This is a genomic window from Rhodococcus sp. 05-2254-6 (assembly GCF_002258565.1).
In the GTDB taxonomy this organism is placed as follows: Bacteria; Actinomycetota; Actinomycetes; order Mycobacteriales; family Mycobacteriaceae; genus Rhodococcoides.
On the sequence record NZ_NOZF01000108.1, the window covers coordinates 14,144 to 31,755 of the forward strand.

The window sequence follows — 17,612 nt, forward strand, 5'->3', positions numbered from 1 at the left end:
CATCCCCCATACCGGGCGTCGGTGAAACTCCGATGGCAGAACTCGAGTCTCCGTTCACTCGACTCCCACGGCGGTCCGCGCCATCAGGCAGTCGTCGCCGATGCTTCGTCACTCCACCCGAGCGAGTGGAGGACGGCCGCCGTCGCCGGTCCGACTCCCAGACGGTGCGCTCTGCGGACGTCGTCGGCGGTGTCCACGTCCAGTCGAAGACCCGGCCAGGTGCCGTCGAGTTCCCGTGCGCCCGAGACGGTGTGGCGACGGGCGGAGTCCCGTCCGAACAGTGGTGCCAACTCGTCGGGGGAGTCCTTGAGGATCAGGGCGGCGGTCCCCGTGCCGTGATGGTCGACCACGAGCGATCTGCCTCCCCGGCGGGCCCCGGCGTAGGCCTGCGCGAGTTCTGCCGAACGCATCGCAGGCAGGTCTGCTTGCAACGCGATGATGTCGACGCGGCGCGCGGCGACGGTCTCGCCCCCACCGACATCCACACCGACATCCACACCGACGTCACCGTGACGTAGTACGTGCGCTGCGGCCGCGAACGCGTGGTTGAGGCGTTGGTCCGGTTGCAGCGCAGGATCGCGGACCGGTTCGTCGAACACCAGTGCGCCGATTCTTCGGGCCGTCTCTGCGACGAGAGGATCCGGGGTGACCACCGTGACCGAATCGACCACCGAGACGGCGTCGGCGGCCGCGACGGTGTCGCTGAGCATCGCGAGCACCAATCGAGTCCGATCGGGTGCCGAGAACTCCGTCGCCAAGCGCGACTTCGCCGCGGTGAGATCTTTCACCGCGATGAGAACCCTGACGACACGGTCGCCGTCGTCGTCTCGTGATGCACCCATGGTGCTCGATCCTGCCAGCGTCACCGATCTGTGCCGACTCCGACCGCCCGAGCAGGTCTGCGAGTTAGGGTGATGCGCGCGTGGACAGGGCATCGGCGAAGTAGGCGAGGGGTTGGCGGAATGAGCAGAGCAGCGGTATTGGGGTCGGGTTCGTGGGGGACCGCATTCGCCAAGGTGTTGGCCGATGCCGGAACGGACGTCACCATGTGGGCCCGCCGCGAGGAACTCGCTGCATCCATCACCGACGACCACGAGAACAAGGACTACCTTCCGGGAATCGAGCTACCGTCGTCCATCCGTGCGACGAGTGATCCGGTGCGTGCCCTCGACGGAGCCGACATCGTGGTTCTCGCCGTGCCGTCGCAGAGTCTGCGGGCCAATCTGGGGGCGTGGACCGACTCGATCCCGCCGCAGGCAACGCTGCTCTCCCTGGCGAAGGGAATCGAGACCGGAACGCTCATGCGGATGAGTCAGGTGATCTCTCAGGTCACCGGTGCCGATCCCAGCCGGGTGGCGTGCCTGTCCGGGCCGAATCTTGCGCGCCCGATCGCCGAGGGGCAGCCCGCAGCCACCGTCATCGCCTGCTCCGACTCCCAGCGAGCCCTCGAGATTCAGAAGTCCTGCGCCACCGGATATTTCAGGCCTTACACCAACAGTGACGTCATCGGCGCCGAGATCGGTGGTGCCTGCAAGAACGTCATCGCCCTCGCCTGCGGGATGGCCGCAGGCGTCGGATACGGCGAGAACACCCTCGCGTCGATCATGACCAGGGGTCTGGCCGAGATCATCCGCCTCGGAGTGGCGCTCGGTGCCAAGCCGTCGACGCTCTCGGGCCTGGCCGGTGTGGGCGACCTGGTCGCCACCTGCTCGTCGCCTCTCTCGCGCAATCGCACGTTCGGAGAGCGACTGGGTTCGGGCGGCTCCCTCGAGAGTGCGCAGGAGGCAGCGCACGGGCAGGTGGCCGAGGGCGTCAAGTCCTGCACCTCGGTGCGAGCCCTCGCCGAGAGTTACGACGTCGAGATGCCACTGACCGACGCGGTGCATCGGGTGTGTCACGGTGGCATGTCCGTTCCGGACGCGGTCGGGCACCTGCTGGGACGTCGTATCAAGCCCGAGTGAGGCAGTGATGGCGGTCTCGCGACGAACAGGGCGAATCCGCGTTCGATGAGCCGCGGCGGTACGGTTTCTCATCGTGAGTACTCCCCGCATCAAAGTTGCCGTCGTCTTCGGTGGCCGCAGCAGCGAGCATGCCGTGTCCTGTGTATCGGCAGGTAGCGTGCTGCAGAACCTCGATCCGGCCAAGTACGAGGTGGTTCCGGTGGGGATCACCGCGGACGGTGCCTGGGTACTCGGCTCCTCCGACATCGATGCGTTGGCGATTCACGACCGGGTGCTGCCGACCGTCGACAAGACGGGAGCCGCGCTTGCGCTCAGTACGGACCCCGGCCACGCCGGTGCTCTTCTCGCCCTCGGCGAGGGGGAAGGCGGGACGGTGCTCGCATCCGTCGACGTCGTGTTCCCCGTTCTGCACGGACCGTACGGCGAGGACGGCACCCTGCAGGGTCTGCTCGAACTGGCCGGCGTTCCGTACGTCGGGCCGGGCGTGCTGGCCAGCGCTGCGGGCATGGACAAGGAATTCACCAAGAAGCTGCTCGGAGCCGAAGGACTGCCGATCGGTCGCCAGGTCGTACTCCGACGCGCGGTCGACGACCTGACGGCTGCCGAGCGTGAGCGAATCGGCCTGCCCGCATTCGTCAAACCGGCCCGAGGTGGATCGTCCATCGGAATCTCGCGCATCACCGCGTGGGACCAACTACCCACCGCGATCGCCGTCGCACGCGAACACGACCCCAAGGTGATCGTCGAGGGCATGATCCACGGCCGCGAGGTCGAGTGCGGGGTGCTGGAATTTCCCGACGGCACCGTGCGCGCGAGCGCCGTCGCCGAGATCCGAATTCCCGACGCGGACATCGACGATCATGCTTTCTACGACTTCGACACCAAGTACCTCGACGATGTCAGTGAGTTCGACATCCCGGCGGCACTCGACGACGCCACGAGCGACCGCATACGTGAACTCGCCGTCGCGGCCTTCCGAGCGTTGGACTGCCAAGGCCTGGCGCGGGTGGATTTCTTCGTCACCGAGAACGGTCCGGTCATCAACGAGATCAACACGATGCCCGGGTTCACCTCGATCTCGATGTACCCCAAGATGTGGGCGGAATCGGGCGTCGACTACCCGACGCTCATCGCGACTCTGATCGACACCGCCCTCGCCCGCGGCACCGGTTTGCGCTAGAGCCGTTGCGGCCCAGCGCTACTGCAACGGAGCCGGGTCGAGAGGTTGTTGGGGCAGCGCATCCGACACGGCCGAGGACGCGTCCTGCAACGGGGTGGGGCCCGAGTCGCCCGGAATCGTCAGGGCAACGTACACGCCGCGATCGACGACGAACCATGTGCTGGCATCGATCCCGTCGTCTTCCCCGGACACCTCGAACCACTGAACGCCGTTGATCACCTGCAGAGGTGCGGCCACATCGAACCCGATGGGCCGGGGCAGGCCGCACCGCAACACGACCGGCTCGGCGTTCTCCACGTCCGAGGCCCACGCGCGGACTCCGACCGGGGCCGGGTCGGCCAACTCGGCCCTGGTGTAGTCGCCGAGGTTCTCGGGCAAGGCGTCGAGCAGGGACGTGCACTGCGCGCTCGCGGCATCGGGGGAGTCGACCGGGCCCAGCGCGACCGGATCGCGAACGGGTGAGCGGTTGACCGCGATGGCGGCAACCAGAACTCCGACGACCAGCGCGACCGGCAACGCGATCGCGGTGGCGATGACTGCGGGATGGCGCTGCTCGCGAGTGCTCTCGGTCTCGGCCGGGCTGTCTTCGGTGCCGGCGTCGTTGCCGGTGTCGGGTGAATTCACGAGCTATCCGACGGACGTCGTCGACTGCGGGGCCACGGGGCAGGTGAGGGTACGAGTGATGGCATCGACCTTCTGGATGCGGGAGACGATCTCGGCGATCTCGGCGTCGGAGGCACCGTCGGCGCGCGCGATCACGTCGTAGGGCCCGACCACTGCCTCCGCCGACACGACACCGTCGACGGCCTCGATCTGCTGTGCGACGGCCGTCGCACGGCCCACCTCGGTCTGAACGAGAACGAATGCTTGCACCATCGGTGGTCCCTTTCCCCTGCCGGACTTCTCGACTGTAGGTTGGTTCGACTACGTTCTCTTCGCACGTAACCTGCTGCATCGGTACTGTCCCGACCGCCGCTAAAAGGTACCGCAGGCTCGGCGCGCGCTCCGCGTGAGACCGTCGCGCACGCACCGCGTTCTCAGGGAGGAACATCATCGACGACACCGTCACCGACTCGTCCACCGGCAGCGAGCGCACCGTCGCGCAGGTCGGTGAATTCGACGTGATCGCCCGCGCCGTGGCAGACCGTGTGCAGCCACCGTCGACCATCGTCGGGCCGGGTGACGACGCAGCCGTCGTCGCCGCGTCCGACGGTCGGATCGCGGCGTCGACCGATATGTTGGTGCACGGCAGGCACTTTCGGCTCGACTGGTCGAGTCCGATACAGATCGGCCGCAAGTCGATCGCGCAGAACGGCGCGGACATCGCCGCAATGGGCGCGCAGTGCTCGGGTTTTCTCGTCTCGCTCGGGTGCCCGGCCGACACGCCGGTGAGCGTGACCGACGGCCTCAACGAGGGCATGTGGCTCGAGGCGGTCGCTGCTGGATCGGCCATCGTCGGCGGCGATGTGGTGCAGTCGCCGGAGCTGGTGATCTCGATCACCGCGCTCGGCGACCTCCAGGGCCGGGCACCGGTTCTTCGGTCGGGGGCGCGTGCCGGTGACGTGATCGCGTACGCGGGACGGCTCGGCTGGTCGGCGGCCGGACTCGCCCTCCTGCTCGGCGACAGGGACAGAACCGGCCACGACGCCGTGGTGGACGCGCACCGAGTGCCCGTCCCTCCGTATCGCGCCGGGATCGACGCGGCAGAGGCGGGAGCGACCTCTCTCACCGACGTTTCCGACGGCTTGTTGGCCGATCTCGGCCACATCGCCGACGCGTCGGGCGTTCTGCTGGACGTCGATCCCGACCTGCTGGACATACCGGTCGAAGTACGTTCGGCCGCAACACTGATGGGTCACGATCCGCTGGACTGGGTGCTCACCGGAGGCGAGGATCACGCTCTCGTCGGCACCTTCCCCGATACCGCAGGCGTTCCCCGGGGATGGACGGTGATCGGACGTGTCCAGCACGGCGGTGACGGACAGGGCCCGCGAGTGACGGTCGGCGGACGCCCCCATTCGGGTAGATCGGGATGGTCGAGTTTCGAGGGCGAGTGAACGCGGTCGGGTTCATCGGGTCGGCTAAGTTGCAGAGATGGCTATCTACGCACTCGGTGATCGCGAACCCGACATCCACCCAGACGCCTACGTCCATCCCGACGCCGTCGTCATCGGAGCGGTGACTCTGGCGGCCGGATCGTCGGTGTGGCCCACTGCCGTTCTGCGGGCCGATTACGGCACCATTTCGATCGGCGAGGGCACCAACGTGCAGGACGGGACCGTGGTGCACTGCACCCCGATCGACGCAACGGTCATCGGTTCCGGGTGCGTACTGGGCCACAACGCGCACGTCGAGGGTGCGACCATCGGGAACAACTGCCTCATCGCCTCGGGCTCGGTGGTACTGAACGGCTCGAAGATCGGTGCCGGCTCGATCGTGGGGGCAGGCGCAGTGGTGCCGTTCAAGTTCGTCGTTCCCGAACGCTCCATGGCACTGGGGGTTCCGGCAAAAATCCGCGAGGGGTACCAGGTTCCCGAAGGGCATGTCGACATCAACGTGCAGATGTACTCGGCCAACGCCGCGTACTACCGCGACGCGCTGCGCCGGATCGATCGGTGACGCCGCGTCCGCTCGCCGAGAGCGTCGAATCGGGGTGGGCGGCCGCCCTTGCACCGGTCGAGTCGAATGTTGCTGCCATGGGCGACTTCCTACGGGCCGAACTCGCCGCAGGACGTCATTACCTCCCCGCCGGCGAGAACGTACTGCGCGCTTTTCGCCACCCCTTCGATGGAGTTCGCGTCCTCATCGTCGGTCAGGATCCGTATCCGACGCCGGGACACGCAGTGGGGCTGAGCTTTTCCGTTGCCCCGGATGTGCGACCCGTACCGCGCAGTCTGAGCAACATCTTCAAGGAGTACTCGGACGATCTGGGGTTGCCCACGCCCAGCAACGGTGATCTGACACCCTGGGCGGACCGCGGGGTGATGTTGCTCAACAGGGTGCTCACCGTAGAGCCGGGTCAGGCTGCGTCGCACCGGAAGAAGGGGTGGGAAGCGGTGACCGAGCAAGCAATTCGTGCACTCGTCGCCCGGGCCGAGAATCCCGACGCGCCCGGACTGGTCGCCGTTCTGTGGGGACGCGACGCGGCTAGCCTGAAGCCGATGCTCGGATCGGTGCCCTACATCGAATCCGCGCACCCGTCTCCGCTGTCCGCGTCACGCGGATTCTTCGGATCCAAGCCTTTCAGCCGTGTCAACGAATTGTTGGTCGAGGGGGGAGACGAACCGATCGACTGGACGCTGCCGTGATCGAATCAGGAGAAGTCGGGCCGACGCTTCTCGACGAACGCGTCGACGCCTTCACGTCCGGCAGGTGACGACGCGGCTGCGGAGATCGAGGAAGCTTCGGCGTCCAACTGCTGTGTCAGCGTGACCGATTCGGCGGCCCGCAGCAGAGTCTTGATTCCCTGATACGCCGATGTCGGCCCGACGGCAAGGGTTCGCGCCAGGCGCTCGGCCTCGCTGTCGACGATGTCGTCGCCCACCAGGCGGCTGAGAATCCCGAGACGAACGGCGTCCTCTCCGTTGATGATCGAGTCGTTGAGCAGAATGTCCATCGCGCGGCCCGAGCCGACTATTCGGGGGAGTGTCCACGACATGCCACCGTCCGGAGTGAAACCGATCGAGGGATACGCGGGGCGAAGCTTGGTCGAGGGCCCGCCGATGGCGATGTCGGTGAGGCAGACCAGGCTCATTCCTGCACCGGCAGCCCAACCGTGCACACCGGCCACGACCGGGACGGTGACGGCGGCCAATTCACGAACGAAGGCGTGGAACGTGTCGGCGACAGAACCCACGAAGGCACCGCGATCGGCCGCACCGGCGAAGTCGCGAACATTGCCACCTGCGCAGAAATTCGGCCCTCGACCGATGAGCAGGACGCTTCCGATCGCGGTGCTGCCGTCGTTGGCGGAGCGCAGAGCCGCGGTGCCGTCGGCGATACCCTCCAGATCGAGCGACGCACCTCCGGCGTCGGTGGCGACGACGATGCGAAGTACACCGTCCTCGATGCGGACCTTGCTGGAAATGTCGGCGTCCGAATAAGTCACGTTCCGGACTCTAACCGACGTCGTGATTCCGTCGTGGGGCCGCGGTGCCTCGGTACGGATGCACGATCCCGCTTCCGGGACCGCTACCCGGGTCGAAGGCGGGGTAGCCGGACGCTGAACTCGGTCGTCACGGTCCTCACCGGCTGTGCAACAGAACGGAACGGAACGGGCGGAAGCACGAACGACTGTGCCCCGCCTCCGAAAATCGGGGGCGGGGCACAGTGCTCGCACGCAGTCGAGGCCGTGGAGGAAATCGAAGAGCGAGGCCGAAATCAGCCCCGGACCACCTTGCCTGCCTTCAAGCAGGAGGTGCACACGTTCATGCGCTTGGAGTTACCAGGCGCAACCTGAGCGTGAACGGTCTGGATATTCGGGTTCCAACGACGGTTGGTCCGTCGGTGCGAGTGCGAGACCGACTTACCGAAGCCGGGCCCCTTGGCGCATACGTCGCAGACGGCAGCCATAGTCGCGAACTCCTTGATAGATGTTGATCGATACATGTGGTCGAAGACATCGAAACGAACTACGAGCAGATGCAAGGATTGCAATGCGTGAAGATCGCCTCGAGGCAACCCTGCAAGAATAGCGGCGCGGCCCGCAATCACCAAACCGCCACGGCAGACGCTGCGTGAGGGCTCACGGACGGCGCGCCACCGATCATGCCCGACTAAGCTTCGGGAACTGTCCGCGAGGGAGTTCGGACCAGGTAGCGGATGTGACGCGGGGGGAGGCTGCTCGACGTGGTCGACGTTCTCGAATCGATCGATGCGGCGGCCCTACGACGGTGGGCCTACCGCTGTGTCGATTCTCTGACCGCGCGGTGCGACGAGATCGATGCACTCAACGTGTTCCCCATACCCGACTCGGACACCGGCACCAATCTCATGTTCACCTTCCGTGCCGCGGTGGAGTCGATGCGCGCAGCCGGGCCCACTGCGGACGCCCGCGCCATCGGACGGGCACTGGCCGTGGGGGCGGTCGCGGGCGCGCGGGGCAACTCGGGAGTGATCGTGTCGCAGTTGTTGCGCGCTGTTGCCGAGGCCTCAGCGGACGGCCCGCTCGACACGGTGTCGATCCAGGCGATGCTGCGACGCGCGAAAGTCCTGGTCGCAGCCGCAGTGAGCGTTCCCGTCGAGGGCACGATGCTCACGGTTCTGGACGCCGCCGATCGGGAGGCCTCCGCCCACGACGCCAACGTCGGCCTCTCGACGCTGGTGGTCGACATAGCCGAGGCCACCGCTCGGGCTGTCGACAGCACGACCGATCAACTCGCCGAACTCCGCGAGGCGGGAGTGGTGGACGCAGGCGCTCTCGGTCTCTCGGTGATCATCGATGCCCTCGTGGAGGTGGTGATCGGCCGCACCCCGCCGCGCCGGCGTTACCGTCGCCCACACGAGCACGAACGCCGGGCGGTGACCGGTGCGTCGAACGTGTCGTCGGAGTGCGGCGGTGCACCCGAGAGTGTGTCGGGGTACGGGTCGAGTCGCCCTCTCGGGTACGAGGTGGTCTACGTCGTGCACGGCCCGAACGACGCGAGGGCGGCGGAACTTCGACGGGATCTGGCCGACATCGGAGATTCCGTCGTGGTCGCCGGTGACGGTTCCGGGGCATGGTCCGCACATGTGCACACCACCGATCCCGGCAGTGCCGTGGATCTCGGCATCGCAGCCGGAGATGTTCACGGAGTGCGCATCTCGTGTTTCGGATTCGCCGAGTTCGACGGGGCGGTGAGCCCCCGAGCGCACGACGAAGCAGCGTTGTCGGTGGGTCGCGATATTTTGGCGCTGGTGGCCGGTGAGGGTGCCGCGGATCTCTACGTTCAGGAAGGCGCGACGGTGGTGCGGTGCGACGAGGCGATCGACTCCTCGGTGCTGCATCGTGCGATCGTCGGGATGAAGCACCGCGAGGTGTTGGTGTTGCCGAACGGCGCTTTGTCCGCGCAGGAACTGGTTGCCGTCGGCGCAGCTGCCCGAGCGGACGGCAAAGACGTGGTGATGTTGCCGTGCTCGGCCATGGTGCAGGGTTTGGCCGCGCTCGCGGTGCACGATGCAGCCAGGGCTGCGGTCGACGATGCATTCACGATGTCCGAGGCGGCGGCGGGCACGAGATGGGGATCTCTGCGTATCGCGCGGGAGCGATCGCTGACGTGGGTCGGCACGTGTGAGCCGGGCGACTGCATCGGGCTCGCGGGGCAGGAAGTGGTGATCGTCGCCGCTCGTCCGCTCGATGCGGGGTGTCGGTTGATCGATCAGCTCCTGGCGACGGGCGGGGAGATGGTGACAGTGCTCGTCGGTGCCGAGGCGTCGGAGGATTTCGGCGATCAGTTGGCCGAATACGTGGCGGGCGCACACCCCGGAGTCGACGTGGTGGTCTATACAGGTGGGCAGCCGGGGGATCTCGTGCAATTCGGAGTGGAATAGGGAATCTCGGACAATGGCAACGTTGGTGGACCGGCTCGATCACGTCCTCGGAGCCGCGGCGGCGACGCCGCTGGCCGACGTCTTCGGTATTCACACCGTCGAGGATCTGCTTCGGCACTATCCGCACCGCTACATGACGCACGGTTCGGAGCTGGGAGAGAAGGAGCCGCCCGAGGGCGAGCACATCACCATCGTCGCGACGGTCGAGTCCGCGACGCTGCGGTCGATGAAGAACCGCAACGGCCAGTTCCTCGCGGTGACACTCGCCGCCGACGGACAGCGCATCGAAGCCACCTTCTTCAGTCCGCACAAGCTCAAGCATGTGGTGGTGCCGGGTCGACGCGGGATGTTCTCCGGCAAGGTCAAGTATTTCGGCAAGCGGTGGAATCTCACGCACCCCAGCTACGTGATTCTCGGTGGCGACGACAACGACGGTGCCGTCGTGCCCGCAGGTCGAATCGTCGGCGGCGGCACCCTGGCCGGACTCGCTCGTGGCTCGGTCGATTCCTCCGGAGCCGTCGACATGTCGGTGTTCGATCGAGCATTCGTGCCCATCTACCCGGCCGCGAAGGACGTCGAGAGCTGGACGTTCATGCGCTGCGTGCGGCAGGTGCTCGACCAACTCGACGCAGTGGTCGATCCGCTGCCCGAGTCGGTACGTGCGCAGCGCGGTCTCGTCGACATCGACACCGCACTGCGGTCGATCCATTTCCCGGACACCGCACAGGACAAGGACTCCGCGCGCGAGCGGCTCAAGTTCGACGAGGCGCTCGCCGTTCAACTCGTCCTCGCCGACCGCCGACGCGACGCATCCACCCGGGTGGCAGCGCGATGCCCACCGATCACCGACGGTATCGCGGCGGAGTTCGATCGGCGTCTGCCGTTCGAGTTGACGGCCGGTCAGCACCAGGTCGCGGCCGAGATCGCCCACGATCTGTCGGCGCCGCATCCGATGTCGCGGCTGCTGCAGGGTGAGGTCGGCTCGGGTAAGACGATCGTCGCGTTGCGGGCGATGCTGCAGGTCATTGACGCCGGACACCAATGCGCGTTGCTGGCACCGACGGAGGTGCTCGCCTCCCAACATGCGCGCTCGATTCGCTCGATGCTCGGAAGCCTCGCAGCCGGTGGGGAACTCGGATCGCACGAGCTGGCGACCAAGGTCGCCTTGTTGACCGGCTCGATGTCCACTGCGGCCAAGCGGTCCGCGTTGCTCGATGCGGTCACCGGTGATGCAGGCATCGTGATCGGTACCCACGCCCTGATCGAGGACCGAGTGGAGTTCCTCGATCTCGCGATGGTCGTCGTCGACGAGCAGCACAGGTTCGGCGTCGAGCAACGAGATGCGTTGCGCGCGAAAGCTCGCGACAACACCAGTCCGCACTTGCTGGTGATGACCGCCACCCCTATCCCACGCACCATCGCGATGTCGACCCTCGGCGACCTCGAGACGTCGGTGCTCACCGAACTGCCCCGCGGCAGATCGCCCATCGTCAGCAACGTGGTGCCCGCCAGGAGCAAACCGGGCTGGGTCGATCGAGCGTGGCAGCGTATTCGCGAGGAAGTGGCAGCAGGTCGGCAGGCGTACGTGGTGTGCTCCCGCATCGGCGACGACGAGGACACCGAGACCGGGAAGAAGAGCGCTGCGAAGAAGAAGAGCGCGAGCGCGGAGGACGGCCCCGAGACGACGGCAGCGGTCGACCTGTACGAGACCCTCTCCACCGGACCGATGCACGATCTGCGCGTGGGGCTGCTGCACGGACGACTGTCGGGGGACGACAAGGACATCACCATGTCCGAGTTCAACTCCGGCGAGATCGACGTCCTGGTCTGCACCACGGTGGTCGAAGTGGGCGTGGACGTTCCCAACGCGACGGTCATGGTCATTGTGGACGCGGACCGATTCGGCGTGAGCCAACTGCATCAGTTGCGAGGGCGAATCGGCCGAGGCGGGCACCAGGGCCTGTGCATCATGATCAGCTATCTCAGCCCCGCGGGCGGCTCCTTCGCCCGGCTCGAGGCGGTAGCAGCGACCAACGACGGCTTCGAGTTGGCCAAGCTGGATCTGGCCACTCGTCGCGAGGGCGACGTTCTCGGTGCCGCACAGTCGGGCACGGTCAGCGGGTTGCGACTGCTCTCGTTCATCGACGACGAGGGCATCATCGCCGACGCTCAGGACTGCGCACGATCGCTGTTCGCGCGGGACCCGTCGCTGGCAAACGATCCCGGCATCGCGTCGATGATGCGGTCGGCCTGGAGATCGGATCGAGTCGACTACCTGCAGAAGTCCTGACGGGGCAGGAGTGGAGCCTGCAGGAACGACAGGGGAAGGCAGGAGTGGAGCCTGCAGGAACGACCGGGAACGATCAGGAACGGCCGTCGGGATGCACTGCACCGTTTCAGTCGGCCGATTCGACCAATTCGTCTCGAATGGTGAGATCAGTACACCTCGGTGGCTCACTCTGCCGGGTAAGTTGAGCCAATGTTCTCCAAAGTTTTGGTTGCCAACCGCGGCGAAATCGCCATCCGCGCCTTCCGCGCCTCCTACGAACTCGGGGCCTCGACCGTTGCGGTGTTCCCGTTCGAGGACCGGAACTCGGTGCACCGGACGAAGGCCGACGAGGCGTATCAGATCGGGGAGAAGGGGCATCCCGTTCGCGCGTATCTCTCGGTCGACGAGATCGTCGCCGCTGCCAAGCGCAGCGGCGCGGACGCTGTCTACCCCGGCTACGGATTCCTTTCCGAGAACCCGGATCTGGCCGCAGCGTGCGCCGAGGCCGGCATCACCTTCGTCGGCCCGTCCGCCGACGTGCTCGAACTGACCGGCAACAAGGCGCGGGCCATCGCGGCAGCCAAGGCCGCAGGACTGCCGGTGCTGGCGTCGTCGGAACCGTCGTCCGACGTGGACGAGCTGGTCGCGGCGTCCGAGACCATGACGTTCCCGTTGTTCGTCAAGGCGGTCGCCGGTGGCGGCGGTCGCGGGATGCGCCGGGTGGCCGAGCCCGAGCAGCTACGCGAATCCATCGAAGCTGCTGCGCGCGAGGCGGAATCGGCCTTCGGTGATCCGACGGTGTTCCTCGAACAGGCCGTGATCGATCCTCGGCACATCGAGGTTCAGATCCTCGCCGACGGCCAGGGCAACGTGGTGCACCTGTTCGAGCGCGACTGCAGTGTGCAGCGTCGGCATCAGAAAGTCATCGAGCTCGCTCCGGCTCCCAATCTGCCCGAAGGATTGCGAGAGAAGATCTGCGCCGATGCCGTGGCGTTCGCGAAGCAGATCGAGTACTCGTGTGCCGGTACCGTCGAGTTCCTGCTCGACACCCGCGGCAATCACGTCTTCATCGAGATGAACCCTCGAATCCAGGTGGAGCACACCGTCACCGAAGAGGTGACCGATGTGGATCTGGTGCAGTCCCAGCTGCGGATCGCCTCGGGAGAGACGCTCGCGGATCTGGGTCTGCAGCAGGAGAACATCGTGCTGCGCGGTGCGGCGCTGCAGTGCCGCATCACCACCGAGGATCCGGCGAACGGATTCCGTCCGGACGTGGGACGCATCACTGCATACCGCACGCCGGGCGGTGCCGGAGTGCGTCTCGACGGCGGAACCACGTTGGGTGCCGAGGTCGGGGCCTACTTCGACTCCATGCTCGTCAAGCTCACCTGCCGCGGCCGTGATTTCGACACCGCTGTGGCTCGTGCCCGACGCGCGTTGGCGGAGTTCAGGATTCGCGGTGTGGCCACGAACATTCCGTTCCTGCAAGCGGTTCTGGTCGATCCCGACTTCACGGCCGGTCGCGTCACCACCTCGTTCATCGAGGAGCGCCCCGAACTGCTCACCTCGCGATCCTCGGGCGACCGCGGCACGAAGATCCTCGCCTACCTCGCCGATGTGACGGTCAACAAGCCGCACGGCGAGCGTCCGTCTCCGGTGTACCCGCACGACAAGCTCCCCCCGGTCGACTTCTCGGCACCGATTCCCGACGGTTCGAGGCAGCGTCTGCTGGCGCTCGGACCCGAGGGCTTCGCTCGCGATCTGCGGAACCAGAAGGCTCTCGGCGTCACCGACACCACGTTCCGTGACGCACATCAGTCGTTGCTGGCGACGCGAGTGCGGACGAGCGGACTGCTCGGCGTCGCCCCGTACGTGGCGCGCACGACGCCGCAGTTGCTCTCGATCGAGGCGTGGGGCGGTGCCACCTACGACGTGGCACTGCGATTCCTGCACGAGGATCCGTGGGAGCGACTGGCGAGCCTGCGAGAGGCCGTGCCCAACATCGCAATTCAGATGTTGCTGCGCGGCAGGAACACCGTCGGCTACACCCCGTATCCGGAGAAGGTGACCCGCAGCTTCGTTGCCGAGGCCACCGACACCGGCATCGACATCTTCCGAATCTTCGACGCGCTCAACAATGTCGATCAGATGCGTCCGGCCATCGATGCCGTGCGCGAGACCGGCACGGCGCTCGCCGAGGTGGCACTGAGCTACACCGGTGATCTGTCGAACCCGAACGAGAACCTCTACACCCTCGACTACTACCTGAAGTTGGCCGAGCAGATCGTCGACGCAGGCGCGCACGTGCTCGCGATCAAGGACATGGCAGGACTGCTTCGCGCACCTGCAGCCAAGACCCTGGTGACGGCGCTGCGCTCGAATTTCGATCTACCCGTGCATGTTCACACGCACGACACCCCCGGTGGGCAGCTCGCGACGTACCTGGCGGCCTGGGAGGCCGGGGCGGACGCCGTCGACGGTGCCAGTGCGGCGATGGCAGGCACCACCAGCCAGCCCGCGTTGTCCGCGATCGTTGCGGCGGCGGCACACACCGAGCGCGACACCGGTCTTAATCTTCAGGCGGTCTGCGACCTGGAGCCGTACTGGGAAGCCGTGCGAAAGGTGTACGCGCCGTTCGAGTCCGGGCTGCCGGCACCGACGGGGCGCGTTTACACCCACGAGATTCCCGGTGGACAGCTCTCGAATCTACGGCAGCAGGCGATTTCGCTCGGGCTCGGTGATCGGTTCGAGACCGTCGAGGCCAATTACGCTGCAGCCGACCGTATGTTGGGCCGCCTGACCAAGGTGACCCCGAGCTCGAAGGTCGTCGGCGACCTGGCTCTGGCTCTGGTCGGTGCAGGCGCGTCCGCCGAGGAGTTCGCCGAGAACCCCGGTCGTTACGACATCCCCGATTCGGTGATCGGCTTCCTGCGCGGCGATCTTGGTACGCCCGCGGGCGGATGGCCGGAACCGTTGCGGACCAAGGCGCTGGAGGGGCGCGGTGAGGGCAAGCCGGTGACACCACTCACCGAGGAAGACGAGAAGAGCCTCGACGGAACGTCGGCTCAGCGCCGCGAGACTCTCAACCGTCTGCTGTTCCCCGGTCCCACAGCCGAACTCGCTGCTCATCGCGAGAAGTACGGCGATACGACGCGGCTGTCGGCCAATCAGTTCTTCTACGGCCTGCGGCAGGGCGAGGAGCATCGCGTGGCACTGGAGAAGGGCGTCGAACTGCTCATCGGTCTCGAGGCGATCTCCGACCCCGACGAGCGCGGTATGCGTACCGTGATGTGCATTCTCAACGGACAGTTGCGTCCTGTCTCGGTGCGTGACCGGTCCATTTCGAGTGAGGCACCCACTGTCGAGAAGGCAGACCGATCGAATTCCGGTCATATCCCGGCACCGTTCGCCGGTGTCGTGACGCTCTCCGTCGAAGAGGGACAGAAGATCTCGGCCGGTGACACCGTCGCCACGATCGAGGCCATGAAGATGGAGGCCGCGATCACCGCACCTCGCGGCGGCACCGTGACCCGTCTGGCGATCTCGGGCGTGCAGCAGGTGGAGGGCGGCGATCTGCTCGTCGTCATCGGTGGGGGGTCGACGGGCGAAGAGGCCGGCAGCGAATGACGCGGATCGTGGCGGGTGTCGCGGGCGGTCGACGTTTGTCGGTACCCGGCCAGGGCACCCGCCCCACCTCCGAGCGAGTGCGCGAGGCGCTGTTCAGCTCCCTGGAGAGTCGGATGGAACTGGGTGGTGCCGCGGTGCTGGATCTGTTTGCGGGATCGGGGGCACTGGGGCTCGAAGCACTCTCGCGCGGCGCGTCGTCGGCGGTGTTGGTCGAGTCGGACGCCCGAGCGGCAGCGGTGGTGCGAAAGAACATCGAATCCGTGGGTCTGCCCGGCGCGTCGGTCCGGTGTGCCCCGGTGGCCTCGGTACTGGCCGGGGCCGCGGACGCGGCGTACGACCTGGTGTTGGCGGACCCGCCGTATGCGGTCACCGACACTGCCGTCGCCGGTCTGCTGGACAGGCTCGTCACCGGGGGGTGGCTCACCCCCGACGCGGTCGTCGTCCTCGAGCGCTCGTCGCGGTCGCCGGAGACCCGATGGCCGACCGGACTCGTTCCGGAGAAGTCGAAGAAGTACGGCGAGAGTCGGATCGAGATCGCGGCACGCGCGTGACGGGTGAGTCCGGGATCGGCTGATAGGTTCGCGGGCATGACTGGCGCACTCTGCCCTGGATCCTTCGACCCGGTGACCAACGGTCACCTCGACATCTTCGAGCGCGCAGCCGCCGCCTTCGACGAGGTGGTGGTCACGGTGATGGTGAACAAGAGCAAGAAGGGCATGTTCAGCATCGACGAGCGGATCGAGATGCTCGAGGTCGCCACGGAGCATCTGCCCAACGTCAGAATCGGTTCTTGGTACGGCTTGTTGGTCGATTATGCTCGGCAAGAAGGCTTTTCGGCGATCGTCAAAGGTCTGCGCAGTGCCAACGACTTCGATTACGAGTTGCAGATGGCGCAGATGAACAGAACGTTGACCGGTGTGGACACGCTGTTTCTTCCGGCGAATCCTGCGCACAGCTTCCTGTCGAGTTCGTTGATCAAGGAGGTCGCGACCTTCGGGGGAGACGTCACCGGCATGCTGCCGCCGTTCGTTCAGGACCGACTGCTGGCCCGTATCGCCGAGCGGGCGGCAGACTAGTTCGAGGAGCGACACACCGGGCCGGTATAGCGCAGACGCGCGCGTCGGCGGGCAGACTGGGTAGCGCAGCACTGCGAGTGAAGACCGCGCAGTGGCAGATTCGACGATTGGGGTAACCGGTGTACCGCGTATTCGAGGCGCTCGACGAGCTCGTCGCCATTGTCGAGGAGGCGCGCGGCGTTCCGATGACTGCCGGGTGTGTCGTCCCTCGCGGCGACGTCCTGGAACTGCTCGACGACGTCCGAGACGCCATCCCCGGCGAGCTGGACGACGCCCAGGACGTACTGGACCATCGCGACAAGCTCGTCGGCGATGCCAGGGCCACCGCGGAGAAGACGGTGAGCACCGCCAATGCCGAGGCCCAGGACACGGTCGAGAACGCCAGGGATTCGGCCGATCGCATTCTCGCCGACGCCAAGGCTCAGGCGGATCGCATGGTGTCCGAGGCGTCGGCGCACGCCGACCAGCTCGTGGCCGATGCCGAGGCAGAAGCAGAGCGCACGGTGCTGGAAGGCCAGCGTGAGTACGAGGCACTGACCGTTCGCGCCCGCACCGAAGCCGATCGGATGATCGAGTCCGGTACGGCGTCGTACGAGCGGTCGGTCGCAGACGGCACCGCCGAACAGAACCGTCTCGTGTCGGAAACCGAGGTCGTTCAGGCGGCCCACGCCGAGTCGGCTCGGGTGATCGACAGCGCGCACGCCGAATCGGATCGGATGCGCAGCGAGTGCGACGTCTACGTCGACACCAAGCTGGCAGAGTTCGAGGAGTTCCTCAGCGGCACCATCCGTTCGGTGGGCCGTGGGCGTCAGCAACTGCGAACCGGCTCGGGTGTACCGGAATACGGCAGCGAGCCGTACGGCGAATCGGCGTACGGAAGCCCGGAGCAGGGGCGTCGAAGCCGCCACTGAACGGCAGCAATTTGCCCTCGTATGCGTGTATGCGTATCGTTGTGAGGTTGCTTACCGACA

The 17,612-nt window shown here is 66.5% G+C and carries 16 protein-coding genes; 11 read left to right on the forward strand and 5 right to left on the reverse strand.

Annotated features, from left to right (window positions below):
* Positions 1–83: 83 nt before the first annotated feature.
* Positions 84–860, reverse strand: a complete 777-nt coding sequence (locus tag CH256_RS12980; protein WP_373454818.1) for a 2-phospho-L-lactate guanylyltransferase — start codon at positions 858–860, stop codon at positions 84–86.
* Positions 861–962: 102 nt separating this feature from the next.
* Here CH256_RS12980 and CH256_RS12985 point away from each other — a divergent pair, with 102 nt between their 5' ends.
* Positions 963–1,961: an NAD(P)H-dependent glycerol-3-phosphate dehydrogenase gene (locus CH256_RS12985; RefSeq protein WP_094642242.1), complete on the forward strand. Its 999-nt coding sequence runs from the start codon at positions 963–965 to the stop codon at positions 1,959–1,961.
* Positions 1,962–2,034: 73 nt separating this feature from the next.
* Positions 2,035–3,141, forward strand: coding sequence for a D-alanine--D-alanine ligase family protein (locus CH256_RS12990; protein WP_094642240.1), 1,107 nt, complete (start codon positions 2,035–2,037; stop codon positions 3,139–3,141).
* Positions 3,142–3,159: 18 nt separating this feature from the next.
* Here the strand turns inward: CH256_RS12990 and CH256_RS12995 are convergent, their stop codons facing one another.
* Positions 3,160–3,765, reverse strand: coding sequence for a DUF3515 domain-containing protein (locus CH256_RS12995; protein ID WP_094642238.1), 606 nt, complete (start codon positions 3,763–3,765; stop codon positions 3,160–3,162).
* Between the two features lie 3 nt (positions 3,766–3,768).
* Positions 3,769–4,017: an Lrp/AsnC ligand binding domain-containing protein gene (locus CH256_RS13000; RefSeq protein ID WP_037189711.1), complete on the reverse strand. Its 249-nt coding sequence runs from the start codon at positions 4,015–4,017 to the stop codon at positions 3,769–3,771.
* A gap of 176 nt (positions 4,018–4,193) precedes the next feature.
* Between CH256_RS13000 and CH256_RS13005 the strand changes: the two genes are divergently transcribed.
* From CH256_RS13005 to CH256_RS13015, 3 genes are read left to right on the forward strand one after another with little or no spacing between them, the layout of a single operon-like run.
* On the forward strand, positions 4,194–5,198 hold the full coding sequence (locus tag CH256_RS13005; RefSeq protein ID WP_306438718.1) for a thiamine-phosphate kinase: 1,005 nt from the start codon (positions 4,194–4,196) through the stop codon (positions 5,196–5,198).
* Positions 5,199–5,235: 37 nt separating this feature from the next.
* The gene (locus tag CH256_RS13010) at positions 5,236–5,760 is read left to right on the forward strand and encodes a gamma carbonic anhydrase family protein (RefSeq protein WP_094669801.1); all 525 of its coding nucleotides are present in this window, start codon (positions 5,236–5,238) and stop codon (positions 5,758–5,760) included.
* Positions 5,757–6,449, forward strand: a complete 693-nt coding sequence (locus CH256_RS13015) for a uracil-DNA glycosylase (RefSeq protein WP_094642232.1) — start codon at positions 5,757–5,759, stop codon at positions 6,447–6,449. The genes CH256_RS13010 and CH256_RS13015 overlap by 4 nt, the downstream gene beginning before the upstream one ends.
* A gap of 5 nt (positions 6,450–6,454) precedes the next feature.
* On the opposite strand, the gene CH256_RS13020 is transcribed toward CH256_RS13015, so the two are convergent.
* Both CH256_RS13020 and rpmB read right to left on the reverse strand, forming a co-directional pair.
* Positions 6,455–7,249 carry an enoyl-CoA hydratase/isomerase family protein gene (locus CH256_RS13020; RefSeq protein ID WP_094669802.1) on the reverse strand — a complete coding sequence of 265 codons (795 nt, stop codon included), beginning with the start codon at positions 7,247–7,249 and terminating at the stop codon, positions 6,455–6,457.
* Positions 7,250–7,521: 272 nt separating this feature from the next.
* Positions 7,522–7,713: a 50S ribosomal protein L28 gene (gene rpmB / locus CH256_RS13025; RefSeq protein ID WP_008717389.1), complete on the reverse strand. Its 192-nt coding sequence runs from the start codon at positions 7,711–7,713 to the stop codon at positions 7,522–7,524.
* 276 nt (positions 7,714–7,989) lie between these two features.
* On the opposite strand from rpmB, the gene CH256_RS13030 reads away from it, so the two are divergent.
* The 6 genes from CH256_RS13030 (at position 7,990) to CH256_RS13055 (ending at position 17,552) form a co-directional block, all read left to right on the forward strand.
* Positions 7,990–9,669, forward strand: a complete 1,680-nt coding sequence (locus CH256_RS13030) for a DAK2 domain-containing protein (protein ID WP_094642230.1) — start codon at positions 7,990–7,992, stop codon at positions 9,667–9,669.
* A 13-nt stretch (positions 9,670–9,682) separates the two neighbouring features.
* Positions 9,683–11,959 carry an ATP-dependent DNA helicase RecG gene (recG, locus tag CH256_RS13035; protein ID WP_094642228.1) on the forward strand — a complete coding sequence of 759 codons (2,277 nt, stop codon included), beginning with the start codon at positions 9,683–9,685 and terminating at the stop codon, positions 11,957–11,959.
* 189 nt (positions 11,960–12,148) lie between these two features.
* Positions 12,149–15,565: a pyruvate carboxylase gene (locus CH256_RS13040; RefSeq protein WP_068049552.1), complete on the forward strand. Its 3,417-nt coding sequence runs from the start codon at positions 12,149–12,151 to the stop codon at positions 15,563–15,565.
* Positions 15,562–16,116, forward strand: a complete 555-nt coding sequence (rsmD, locus tag CH256_RS13045) for a 16S rRNA (guanine(966)-N(2))-methyltransferase RsmD (RefSeq protein WP_094642226.1) — start codon at positions 15,562–15,564, stop codon at positions 16,114–16,116. The genes CH256_RS13040 and rsmD overlap by 4 nt, the downstream gene beginning before the upstream one ends.
* A gap of 36 nt (positions 16,117–16,152) precedes the next feature.
* The gene (gene coaD, locus CH256_RS13050) at positions 16,153–16,641 is read left to right on the forward strand and encodes a pantetheine-phosphate adenylyltransferase (protein WP_094642224.1); all 489 of its coding nucleotides are present in this window, start codon (positions 16,153–16,155) and stop codon (positions 16,639–16,641) included.
* Between the two features lie 119 nt (positions 16,642–16,760).
* Entirely contained in the window at positions 16,761–17,552 is a 792-nt protein-coding gene (locus tag CH256_RS13055) for a DivIVA domain-containing protein (RefSeq protein ID WP_094642222.1), read from the forward strand.
* Positions 17,553–17,612 lie beyond the last annotated feature (60 nt).